Source organism: Glycomyces sp. NPDC050141 (genome assembly GCF_055586545.1).
Map to the genome: position 1 here is coordinate 52,072 of NZ_JBVJHZ010000034.1, position 11,239 is coordinate 63,310.

General features: G+C 71.9%; 9 protein-coding genes. 6 read left to right on the top strand and 3 right to left on the bottom strand.

Going from position 1 to position 11,239, the window contains the following annotated elements:
* Positions 1 to 80: 80 nt before the first annotated feature.
* On the bottom strand, positions 81 to 1,277 hold the full coding sequence (locus ACZ60M_RS19190; protein WP_465419867.1) for a serpin family protein: 1,197 nt from the start codon (positions 1,275 to 1,277) through the stop codon (positions 81 to 83).
* A gap of 83 nt (positions 1,278 to 1,360) precedes the next feature.
* On the bottom strand, positions 1,361 to 2,545 hold the full coding sequence (locus ACZ60M_RS19195; RefSeq protein WP_465419868.1) for a serpin family protein: 1,185 nt from the start codon (positions 2,543 to 2,545) through the stop codon (positions 1,361 to 1,363).
* 180 nt (positions 2,546 to 2,725) lie between these two features.
* Here ACZ60M_RS19195 and ACZ60M_RS19200 point away from each other — a divergent pair, with 180 nt between their 5' ends.
* Entirely contained in the window at positions 2,726 to 4,630 is a 1,905-nt protein-coding gene (locus tag ACZ60M_RS19200) for a GTP-binding protein (RefSeq protein ID WP_465419870.1), read from the top strand.
* A gap of 3 nt (positions 4,631 to 4,633) precedes the next feature.
* A complete protein-coding gene (locus ACZ60M_RS19205; RefSeq protein WP_465419872.1) occupies positions 4,634 to 5,383 on the top strand; it encodes a GNAT family N-acetyltransferase in 750 nt (249 codons plus the stop codon).
* 3 nt (positions 5,384 to 5,386) lie between these two features.
* Here the strand turns inward: ACZ60M_RS19205 and ACZ60M_RS19210 are convergent, their stop codons facing one another.
* Positions 5,387 to 5,824: a hypothetical protein gene (locus ACZ60M_RS19210; RefSeq protein WP_465419873.1), complete on the bottom strand. Its 438-nt coding sequence runs from the start codon at positions 5,822 to 5,824 to the stop codon at positions 5,387 to 5,389.
* A gap of 206 nt (positions 5,825 to 6,030) precedes the next feature.
* Between ACZ60M_RS19210 and ACZ60M_RS19215 the strand changes: the two genes are divergently transcribed.
* From ACZ60M_RS19215 to ACZ60M_RS19230, 4 genes are all read left to right on the top strand, one after another.
* A complete protein-coding gene (locus ACZ60M_RS19215) occupies positions 6,031 to 7,212 on the top strand; it encodes an NAD(P)/FAD-dependent oxidoreductase (RefSeq protein WP_465419880.1) in 1,182 nt (393 codons plus the stop codon).
* Positions 7,209 to 7,466 (top strand): (2Fe-2S)-binding protein, encoded by a 258-nt coding sequence (locus ACZ60M_RS19220; protein ID WP_465419874.1) that lies wholly within the window; start codon positions 7,209 to 7,211, stop codon positions 7,464 to 7,466. Before ACZ60M_RS19215 ends, ACZ60M_RS19220 begins: the two co-directional genes overlap by 4 nt.
* A complete protein-coding gene (locus ACZ60M_RS19225) occupies positions 7,463 to 8,869 on the top strand; it encodes an FAD-dependent oxidoreductase (protein WP_465419876.1) in 1,407 nt (468 codons plus the stop codon). The genes ACZ60M_RS19220 and ACZ60M_RS19225 overlap by 4 nt, the downstream gene beginning before the upstream one ends.
* A 136-nt stretch (positions 8,870 to 9,005) precedes the next feature.
* Positions 9,006 to 11,120 carry a beta-galactosidase gene (locus ACZ60M_RS19230; protein ID WP_465419877.1) on the top strand — a complete coding sequence of 705 codons (2,115 nt, stop codon included), beginning with the start codon at positions 9,006 to 9,008 and terminating at the stop codon, positions 11,118 to 11,120.
* Positions 11,121 to 11,239 lie beyond the last annotated feature (119 nt).

Below are 11,239 nucleotides of genomic sequence, written 5' to 3' on the forward strand. Positions count from 1 at the left end.
GCAGCCGTGTCGAGCGGTTTGCGGGATGGACACACCTGTGAGGACCTGTACCGCACTGCTGCTACCGCGCTGCTGCAAGGTCAGTCGAGTTCGGGGCGTGCCACCCATCCGGCGATCAGGATCAGGCCGGAGGGGCGGTGGCGGGCCAGGTAGGCGAAGGGCCGGTCGAAACGGATCGAGGCGCGGACGTGCTTGTGCTGCGGCTTGCTGAAGGCTGCGGTGCGGAGCATCGCGATGGCGGTGACGGCGGCGGCTTCGAAGCCGGTGGCGCTGAAGATCGCGGTGGCCGTCTGCTTGGCCTGGCTGACGTAGACCGGTTCGGCGGCAAGGCGGTCGAAGCGGGCGCGGTCCTCGTCTGAGGCGGTGAGGAGGCCGAGGGCGGCGACGTCGTCGATCAAGTCGAGGTCGTTGTCGAGCTTGAAGCGCACGGCTTGGACGTCGATCTCGGGGCCGGTCTGCGGTTGCATGGCCGCGGTCTCGGTGACTTCGACTCCGGCGGCCCGCTCCCCCACCGCGAGTTCGGTGGATGAGCGGCCCCAGGCGGGGTCGGTGGCGGCGTCGAGGAGGGCGCTCATGACCGCCTGCGGCGCAAGGTCTTCGCGGCCGAGGCCGAGGAGCACGTCGATGTCGCTGTCGCCGGGGACGGTGAGGACCGAGGCGTCGGGGGTGACGCGGAGGAGGTCATCGTGGAGGGTTGTCGTGAGTGCTCGGCAGCGTCCGAGTCCCGCCCAGGGGCCTTTCGGGAAGGCGCGGCTGGTGTCTTCGAAGGGCGTGGCCCAGGTGGTGCGTACGGACAGGGCGCTGGCGAGGACGAGGTCGATGGGTTGGCCGAAGTCGAGCGGCATCCGGTCGATGAGCCCGTCGGTGTTCCGGGAGGCCCATGCGTCGAGGGCCGCCTTGTCCGCAGCGGGATCGCCGGTGAGTGAGCCGACCGCGTCTACGGGCAGGTTCGCGGTCCATTGGGGGTCGAGGGTGACGCGGGCTCCGGCCCAGACGGCGAGGGCGAGCTTGATCGCCGGGGTCGAGCGGACCGCTTCGAGCAGTGCGGCAGGGACTTTCGCGGCCTGCTTGCCATCGATGCCCGTGGCGGCGAGCAGCTCGTCGCGGGTCTCGCCGACGGCGCCGGTGGCCAGCGCGGTGAGCAGCGGCCATATGCCGAGCCCGGAGGCGACGGCCGGAATCGAGGCGCGCGAGGCGAACCACCGCCGGGTGAGTTCGTTGGCGGCGTCGATCTCGCTTGCGGTCAGCGCGCCTTGCAGTGTCGTCTCGGTGCCCATCCCCTGGATGCTAGCGGGCCCGAGCCGCTGTCTCCATCGGATCGGCGACCCAGCAGCTCCGGGCGATCGTGCTTGGCCGCGCGCTACTCCCCCGGGTCGTTGACCCAGCCTGCGATGATGATGAGGCCTGAGGGGCGGTGGCGGGCGAGGTAGGCGAAGGGGCGGTCGAAGGTGGCGACCGCGCGCCGGTGCGGGTGGAGTTTCTGAGGCGGTGCGGCGCCCATCCAGTCCATGCCGAAGGCGGTGACGGCGGCGGCTTCGAAGCCGGTGGCGCTGAACGTCGCCGTGGCCGTCTGTTTGGCCTGGCTGACGTAGAGGGGTTGGGCCGCAAGGCGGTCGAACTGGGCGTACTCGTCGTCCGAGGCGAGTTCGAGGCCGAGCGAGGCGGCGTCTTCGAGGAGGTCGAGGTCGCTGTTGAGGTTGAAGGCGGGCACAACCGCGTTGGTCTCGGGCGAGGTCTGCGGCGTGGGGCCCTGGTACTTGAGGAAGGTGACGCCGATCGCGGCCAGGTCCGCGTTGCTTTCGGTGGCGGGGCGGCCCCAGTTCGGGTCGGCGGCGGCGTCGATGAGGGTGGACATGACCTCTTGGGGCAGCGCGTCCTCGCGGCCGAGGGCGAGGAGGACGTCGATATCGTTGTCGCCTTGGAAGGTGAGCACGGCGGTGTCGGGCCTGACTCTCAGGACCTCGTAGTCGTAGGAGCCGGTGAGGACCTTGCCCCGGTCTTTCCAAGGGCCGCTTCGGAAGGGCGCGCGTTCGTCGAATGCAGTGCGCCATTTGGTGCGCACTGACAGGGCGCTGGCGAGGAGCAGTTCGATCGGTTCGTCCAGGTTGACCGGCATCTGCTCGATGAGGCCGCCGGTGTTGCGCGAGGCCCATTCGTCGAGGGCCGCTTTGTCGGCGGCGGCGTCGTCGGTGAGCGAGCCGATGGCGTCGACGGGCAGGCCCGCGACCCAGTCGGGGTCGAGGGTGACGCGGGGCCCGGACCAGGCCGCCAGGGCGAGGTGGAGGGCGGGCGCGGCGTGGACGGCGTCGAGGAGGGCGGCCGGGACGTCGGCGGCCTGGCCGATGTCGAGCCCGGCGGCTTCCAGGAGTTCGTCGAGGGTGGCTTCGACGGCGCCGGTCGCGAGCACGGCGAGGAGGGGCCAGATGCCGAGGCCGGAGGCGACGGCGGGGACCTCGGTGCGGCCGGTGAGCCAGCGGCGGGTGAGTTCGTTGGCGGCCGCGATCTCGTCGGCGTTGAGCGCGTCTTGCAGGGTGGTCTGCTCCATGCCCCGGATGCTAGCGGCCGCTTGCGCGCTAATTCGCTTGCGAGGTCCCCTCACCGGTCCTACCCTCGGGCTCATCGTCGGTTCAGACGTGTCAGTCCTCGTCGTTGCAGGAGATCGCCATGCGCCAAACCTCGGAGTGCTTCAGCCGATTCCAGACGATCTCACTCTCGAGGACTTGCTTTGCCGTATCTCAATCTGGGGATTCTCGCCCACGTCGACGCCGGTAAGACCAGCCTGACCGAGCGGCTGCTGTTCAACGCGGGCATCATCGACCGCGTCGGCAGCGTCGACTCCGGCAGTACGCAGACCGACTCCATGGACCTGGAGCGGCGGCGCGGGATCACCATCCAGTCGGCGGTCGTGGCGTTCCAGCTGGACGACCTCACCGTCAACCTCATCGACACTCCCGGCCACACCGACTTCATCGCCGAGGTGGAGCGGGCCCTGCGCGTGCTCGACGGCGCGGTGCTGGTGGTCTCGGCCGTGGAGGGCGTGCAGGCGCAGACCCGCGTCCTGTTCCGCACGTTGGAGCGGCTCGGGGTGCCGACGCTCCTGTTCGTCAACAAGGTCGACCGGCGCGGTGCGCGCGAGGCGGACCTGCTGGACGACCTGGCCGCGATGCTGAGCCCGCGGCTGCTGCCGATGGGCACGGTGCGCGGCATCGGCGGCGGGGACGCCGCCGTGGAGCCGTTCGCGTTCGGCGATGCGGTGTTCGCCGAGCGGGCGGTCGAGATGCTGACGGCCGGGTCGGACGAGTTCCTGGCCGCGTACCTGGACGGTCCTGACTCGCTCGACTGCGAGTCGGAATTGGCCGCGCAGGTGCGGTCGGGGAAGGCGCACCCGGTGTTCTTCGGGTCGGCCGTGACCGGCGCTGGCGTGGCGGCCCTGACCGAGGGCATCCGGCGGTATCTGCCGGTGCCGCAACGGGACTCGGAAGGCGAGCCGGTCGGGACGGTGTTCAAGGTCGAGCACGGCGCGGCGGGTCAGAAGGTCGCGTACGTCCGGTTGCATCGCGGGCGGATCGCGCCGCGCGAGCAGTTGCGGACGTTCCGGCGGGTCGACGGGACCGTGGCGTCGTTCGAGGGCAAGGTGACCGGCGTCGAGGTGTTCGCGCAGGGCACGGAGACGGTGATGGCCGTGGCCGAGCCCGGGAGTATCGCGAAGGTCAAGGGCCTCACCGAGGTCCGGATCGGCGACGCGATCGGGTCGGAGGAGGCGCTGGCGGGCGGCGGGTTCTTCACGCCGCCGACGCTGGAGACGGTGGTGCGCCCGGCCGATCCGCACGACCGCATCCGGCTGAACCGGGCGCTGCTGAGTCTGGCCGAGCGCGATCCGCTCGTCGACCCGCACTTGGACGAGCTGTCAGAGGAGATGGCGGTGCGGCTCTACGGGGAGGTGCAGAAGGAGGTCGTGGCCTCGCTGCTCGACGAGGAGTTCGGCATCGCCGTCGAGTTCGAGGAGACGCGGGCGATCCACATAGAGCGGCCGGTCCGCACGGTCGAGGCGCTGCACGAGATGGGGCCTTGGCAGCAGACGCCGCACCTCGCGACCGTGGGGCTGCGCCTGGAGCCGGGCGAGCCGGGTTCGGGCCTGCGCTACGGCCTGGAGGTCGAGCGGGGCTCGCTGACGCGGGCGCTGCGGAACGCGGTCGAGGAGACCGTCCACAAGGTCCTGAAGCGGGGCCTGTACGGGTGGGCCGTCACCGACTGCCGGGTGCTGCTGACCGCGACCGGGTACATCGGCAAGGCGAGCACGGCGAACGACTTCCGGGCGGTCACGGCGTTCCTGCTGGACCTGATGCTCAAGGAGGCCGGGACCGAGGTCTGCGAGCCGGTGAACAGCTTCAATGTGGAGTTCCCGGCCGGGACCGGCAACGCGGTCCTGAAGACGCTCGGCGAGGCCCGGTCGAACATCAAGGGCCAGTTCTCGACCGAGACGACAGGTTATGTCTCGGGGTTCATGCCGACCGAGGCCGTGCACGGCGTCGAGCGGCGCCTGCCGGGCATCACGGAGGGCCTGGCGCTGTTCACGACCGAGTTCGCCGAGTACCGGCCGGTCTACGGCACGCCGCCCCGGAGAGGTTAGGTCTTGGAAGTCAGTCAGGTCGAGGAGTACCGCTGGGAGGCCCGCGACGGCGCGGGCCGGGTCGTGACCGCGTACGTGTGGGACCGCCCGGACTTCAAGCGGTTCGCGTGGTTCGAGCCGGTCGAAGCGGGCGCGGTCGCCGCGCTCTGCGAGGTGATCGGCGCTGAATGTCCGGTGTACACCGAGGCCGACGCCGATGCGAAGGACCAGCACCGGGAGCTCGCGCAGGCCGGGTTCGTGGGCGAGCGGTACGAGCACCGGTGGTCGCTGCCGGTCGCGACGGCGGCCGCCTGGGACGATACGGCGCTGGCCGGGTTCCAAGTCGGTTCGCCCGAGGATTTCGGGATGCACCGGGTGCGGCTGTTCGACTCCGAGTTGCGCGCCGACATCCCGGGGCTGCGGGGCTGGTGGTCGGACAACGGGTTCTGGGTGAACGAGCACGCCGGGGCGGCCTACGATCCCGCGGTCTATCCGGTGGTGTGGGACCCGGCCGCTGAGCGGTTCGTCGGGATGGCGCGGGTCTGGATGGAGGAGTCCGGTCCGCGCCTCGGCTCGGTCGCGGCGGCGCGGCCGTACCGGGGGCGCGGGGTCGCGGCGGCGCTGCTGGGCACGGTGTTCCGGGTGCTGCGCGAGCGCGGGTATGCGGCGGTGGCGACCGAGTGCGACGCGGCGAACCCGGGTTCGATCGCGTTGATGCGGAAGGCGGGAGGCACGATCACGGGCGGCGCGTTCGAGTTCGTGCGGCACCCGTGAGCGTCAGGCGGGAGTGCCTCTCGGGCGGCGCGGGAGGCTGACCGTGGCGAGGGCGATCAGGAGGTTCCCGACGATGAAGACAGCCGGGCCGGGGATCTGGAAGTCGATGGTGCTGGAGTAGAACGGCGCGATGAACGCCAGCATCGCGAGCATGATCGGCAGCGCGTAGAGGGCGAAGAGCGGCATGCGCATGCGGGCCGCGATGACCATGCCGACGATCGCTCCGACGACGGGCGCCGCGAAGATGCCGTAGATGATGTACTCGAGCCCGGCCCAGGGGCCGCTGCCCGAGGTGGCGTTCGCGGGGATCATAAAGAGCACCAAGGCGAGGCCTGCCGCCAGTGTCTGCAGCGCCGTGATCCCCAGGGCCCGGCCGAGGCGGGAGAGCCAGCGCGCGCCGGAGTCGCCGTCGAGGTCAGGGGGTCCGTCGTTCGATCGCATGTGCGCAAGATTAGCGGCATCGCGCCGCTTTGGCGTTCCCGCGCCTCGCGGGATCGAACCGCACGCTCATGACGAGGGCGCCGCCTCGGCGGGCAGCCTGTTTCACGATGCGGGAGGGGCGGACCGGCATCCGGGCCGCGGTGTACACGGGGGCGCGGGCGGGCATACTCTCTGATCGTGCGTGTGCTGAGAGGCAGGTGAGTCGCATCGAGACCGCTGACGTCGTCGTTATCGGGGCCGGGATCATCGGTGCCGCGTGCGCCGAGGCGCTGAGCGCTGCAGGGCTGCGGGTCCTCGTGGTCGACCGTGGTGCCCCCGCTGGGGGGACCACGGCCGGGGGCGAGGGCAATGTGCTGCTGTCCGACAAGGCCCCCGGGCCGGAACTGGATCTGGCCGTCGCGTCGCGGCGGCTGTGGCCCGAGCTGATCGAATCGCTGCGGGCCGAGCTCGGCGACGAGGTCGCGCGGGTGGAGTGGGAGCCCAAGGGCGGCTTGGTGGTCGCCACGGACCAGGACGCCGTGGGGCCGCTGTCGATCCTCGCCGACGCGCAGCGCGCGGTCGGCGTCGAAGCGGTCGAGGTCGCGCCTGACGAGGCCCGCGCGATGGAGCCGCACCTGACCGAGCAGGTCGCCGGTGCCGTGCACTATCCCGGGGACGCGCAGCTGCAGCCGGTGCTGGCCGCGACCGCGATGCTCGCGGCCGTGCGCGCTCGCGGGGGCGAGGTGCGCGGCGGAGCTGAGGCGCACGGCCTGGTCTCCGACGGGTCGGGGAACGTCGCCGGGGTGCGCGTGGGCGAGGGGACCGTGTCGTGCGGTGCGGTCGTGAACGCGTGCGGGCCGTGGGCCGGCCATTTCAGCGTCGCGGCGGGCGCGCCGATCGAGGTGCTGCCGCGCCGGGGCATGGTGCTGGTGACCGCGCCGCTCCCCCAGGTCGTCAACAGGAAGGTCTATGCGGCCGATTATGTTGCGGCCGTGGCGAGTTCGGACGTGGACCTGCAGGTGTCGGCGGTGGTCGAGTCGACCGCGACGGGCACGGTGCTCATCGGGTCGAGCCGCCAGCGGGTCGGGTTCGACGAGTCCCTGCAGGTGGAGGTGCTGCGGCGGTTGGCGCGCAGCGCGGTGAAGCTGTTCCCGGTGCTGGCGGGTGTGCCGGTGATGCGGACGTACGGCGGGTTCCGGCCGTATACGCCGGATCATCTGCCGGTGATCGGCGAGGACCCGCGGTTTCCCGGCCTGTGGCACGCGTCCGGGCACGAGGGCGCGGGTATCGGGCTGGCTCCGGCGACGGGGCGGCTGCTGGCGGATCTGATGTGCGGGCGCGAGCCCGAGGTCGATCCGGCGAGGTTCAAGGTGGACAGGCCTGCGGTGATCGCGGAGGTGCGGACGTGAGGGTGCGGTTCGAGGGCGAAGAGGTCGAGGTCCAGGAGGGCCAGACCGTCGCGGGGGTGCTGCTGGCGAAGGGCGTCCGCTCGTGGCGGACCACTCGGGGCGCAGGGCGCCCGCGGGGCCTGTTCTGCGGGATCGGCGTGTGCTTCGACTGCCTGGTGGTCGTGAACGGGGTGCCCGATGTGCGGGCGTGCCAGCGGGTGGTCGCCGACGGCGACGATATCCGCACGCAGACCGGGGCGGAGCTGCCGTCATGAGGCGCATCGTGGTGATCGGCGCGGGCCCGGCGGGCCTGGCCGCGGCGAATGCGGCTGCGCTGCACGGGGTCGAGGTGGTCCTGGTCGACGCGGGCGCGAAGCTCGGCGGGCAGTACCACCGGCAGGACGCGCTCGCGTCAAAAGACAAGTTCGCCCCCTCGGCGAAGCTAGCGAGCCGTAAGTTCGCACTGCCGCGAAACGTCGAGCACGTGGCGAACGCGGCCGTGTGGGCGATCGAGAAGGTCGACGGCGGGCACCGCGTGCACCTGCGGATCGGCCCGGCCGACGGGCCGGACCGGAAGGGCCGGACGGTGGAGGCGCGGGCGCTCGTGCTCGCGACGGGCGCGTACGACAGGGCGCTGCCGTTCCCCGGCTGGGACCTGCCGGGGGTGTTCACCGCCGGTGCGGCGCAGGCGCTCGCGAAAGGCCAGGGCGTGGCGGTCGGCGACCGGGTCGTGGTCAGCGGGACCGGGCCGTTCCTGCTGCCGGTGGCGGACTCGCTGATCGGCGCGGGCGCGCGGGTCGTGGAGGTCGCCGAAGCGAACGCGGCGGTGACCGGGTGGCTGGCGAACCCTGCAGGTGCGCTCGCGGGCTGGAAGAAGACGAGTGAGCTGGCGCGGTACGCGGCGGTGCTTGCGCGGCACCGGGTGCCGTACCGGTCCCGGACGGCCGTGGTCGAGGCGCACGGCATCGAGTCCGTCGAGTCGGTGACCGTCGCGAAGCTGGATGCGCTGTGGAACCCGGTGCCGAGTTCGGAGCGGCGGATCGAAGCGGACGCGGTCGCGGTCGGGTTCGGGTTCACGCCGCAGCTGGAGCTGGCGCTCTCGGCGCGGTGCCGGGTCGAGGACGGGTTCGTCGTCGTCGATGCGGTGCAGGGCACTTCGGCTCCGGGGGTGTTCGCGGCCGGGGAGCTGACGGGCATCGGCGGGGCCGATCTGGCGGCGTCCGAGGGCGAGGTCGCGGGCGCGGCGGCGGCGAAGCTCGTGGGTGCGGCGGTCGAGCCGCCGGTGCGGGCGATGGCGCGGGTCCGGTCGGGCCGGCGGTTCGCGGCGGCGCTGAACGCGGCGTACCCGGTGCGGCCGGGCTGGCAGGGGTGGCTGCGCGACGACACGCTCGTGTGCCGGTGCGAAGAGGTCACCAGGGCGATGCTCTACCGGGCCGTGGACGAGCGGGACGTGGGCGCGGTGCGCCCGCTCAAGCTCGTGAGCGGGGCCGGGCTGGGCCTGTGCCAGGGCCGGGTGTGCGGGCGGAACGTGGCCGAGCTGGCGGACGTGGACGGGACCGGTTTCGCGAAGCGGCCGATCGCGTCCCCGATCCGGCTGGCGGAGCTCGCCGAGGAGGCGCCGGTCGAGTCGCCGATCGACGCCGAGTCGGCGGGCCGGGCGCTGGGCGTCGAATACTGATCGAAGGCGCTGCATGGGCCGTCCGCGAGTTTTCGCGGGCGGCCTTTCTCGTTGGCGAGGCCGCCGGACCGGGGTTGACATACGTTCCCAGGGGTGCGTACGGTACGTCTGACTACGTAGTCATAAGGAGCTGTAGATGAGCAACTGGCCGAACCCGATCCTGTTCGGGGCCGCGTACTACTACGAGTACCACCCGGACGTCGTGGCCGGATTCGACACCGAGGCCGCCGCCGCGCGGCTCAAGACCGACCTCGACCTCATGGTCGAAGCCGGGTTCTCGGTCATCCGCGTCGGCGAGTCCGTCTGGAGCACTTGGGAACCCGAGAACGGGCGGTTCGACCTCGACTGGCTCCAGCCGGTCCTCGACGGCGCGCACGAGCGCGGCATCGCCGTCATCCTCGGCACCCCCACGTACGCCGTCCCGCCGTGGCTCGTGCGCCTCTACCCCGAGATCGCCGGGGAGCACCGCACCGGCGAGCGCTTCGGCTGGGGCGGGCGCCAGGAGGTCGACTACACCCACGCCGCGTTCAAGTTCCACGCCGAGCGGGTCATCCGCAAGATCATGGCGCGCTACGCCGACCACCCGTCCGTCATCGGCTTCCAGGTCGACAACGAGCCCGGCCTGCGGATCTACCACAACGAAGGCGTCTTCCAGCAGTTCGTGGACCGCCTGCGCCACCAGTACGGCGACGTCGAGGCCCTCAACCGCGAATGGGGCCTGGTCTACTGGTCCCACAAGCTCGCGACCTGGGCCGACCTGTGGCGGCCCGACGGGAACGCGCAGCCGCAGTACACGCTCGCGTGGCGCAGGTTCCAGGCCGACCTGACCACCGAGTTCATCGGCTGGCAGGCCGACCTCGCCCGCGAGTACGCGCGCGAGGACCAGTTCGTGACCACGTGCATCTCCTACTCGCGCCCCGGGATCGACGACCCGTCGCTCACGGCGGGCCTGGACGTGACCGCCGGGAACCCGTACTACTCGATGCAGGACGGCCTCGCCATGCCCGCCGCCGACGGCGGCGACGCGATCGACTGGAACACCAAGGGCGCGTGGGCGCTCTACCACTCCGCCGACCGCATGTACTCCTCGAAGCAGGCGCCGTACCTGGTCACCGAGACCAACGCGCAGGCCATCGGCATGTCCTGGTGGAACGAGCCGGCCTACGACGGGCAGTGGCGCCAGTGCGCCTGGGCGCTCGTCTCGCGCGGCGCGGCCATGATCGAGTACTGGCAGTGGCAGACCCTCCACTTCGGAGCCGAGACGTACTGGGGCGGCGTCCTCCCCCACAGCGGCCGACCCGGGCGGACCTACCGCGAACTCGCGCAGATCGGCAAGGAGCTCCAGCAGACCGGCGGGGCCCTCGACGGCCTCGTGCCCGGCGCCGACGTCGCGGTCCTCTACTCCAAGCGCAGCGAATGGGCGCTGGCGGCCGAGCCGCAGATCCAGAAGGACGGCGGCGACCCCGAGCACCGCTCGTTCGAGGTCATCCACGGCCCGTTCTACCGGGGCGCGTTCGACGCCGGACTCCAGGCGCGGATCGTCCACACGAGCCAGCTGGGGTCCCCCGAGGAGGCGGTCGCCGAGTACCCGGTGCTCGTGGCCGCCGGGCTCTACGCCGAGGACGACGACCTGCTCGACTGGCTCACCGCGTACGCGGCGGCGGGCGGGCACCTCGTGGTCGGCCCGCGCACCGGCTACGCCGACGAAGAGGCCCGGGCCCGCCGCGAAGTGCAGCCCGCGCGGCTCGCCGAGGCCGCCGGGGTCTGGTACGAGGAGTTCGCGAACCTCACGGCCGAGATCGCACTGCAGGCCCCCGAGGGTTCGCCGCTGCGGCTGGAGACCGGTGCGGCGGCGGTGAAGTGGGCCGACGGGCTCAACGTCGAAGGCGCCGACGTCCTCGCCGAGTACGTGCACCCGCACTACGGCCGGTTCGCGGCCGCGACCACCAGGGCGCACGGTGCGGGCCGCGTGACCTATGTGGGCGCGATCCCCAACTCCGCGTTCGGCAGGTCGCTGTTCGAGTGGATCGCCCCCGCCGACGCGTGGCGGCCCGAGCACCCGAGCCTGACCGCGACCAGCGGCGTCAACGGCGAAGGCCGCACGGTGCGGTTCGTGCACAACTGGTCGTGGAACGAGGTCGACTACCCGGTGCCCGCGGCGGTGACCGACGCGATCGACGACACCGCCTACGAGGCGGGCGCGGCGCTGCGGCTCGGCCCGTGGGACGTGAAGGTCCTCATCGAGCGGTAGTTCACGAGAGGCGGGGGGGGGGGGGGGGGCCCCCCCCCCCCCCCCCCCTCTCCCCCCCCCCCAGGTCGGCGCCCCTTCTTGTGTCGTTTCTTGTCTCTCCCAACCCCCAAAACACCCCC

Bases quoted from the DNA above. Each gene is read 5' to 3' on its own strand.
- ACZ60M_RS19225 (WP_465419876.1), top strand. From the start codon at position 7,463: ATGAGGCGCATCGTGGTGATCGGCGCGGGCCCGGCGGGCCTGGCCGCG.
- ACZ60M_RS19210 (WP_465419873.1), bottom strand. From the start codon at position 5,824: ATGCGATCGAACGACGGACCCCCTGACCTCGACGGCGACTCCGGCGCG.
- ACZ60M_RS19230 (WP_465419877.1), top strand. From the start codon at position 9,006: ATGAGCAACTGGCCGAACCCGATCCTGTTCGGGGCCGCGTACTACTAC.
- ACZ60M_RS19195 (WP_465419868.1), bottom strand. From the start codon at position 2,545: ATGGAGCAGACCACCCTGCAAGACGCGCTCAACGCCGACGAGATCGCG.
- ACZ60M_RS19190 (WP_465419867.1), bottom strand. From the start codon at position 1,277: ATGGGCACCGAGACGACACTGCAAGGCGCGCTGACCGCAAGCGAGATC.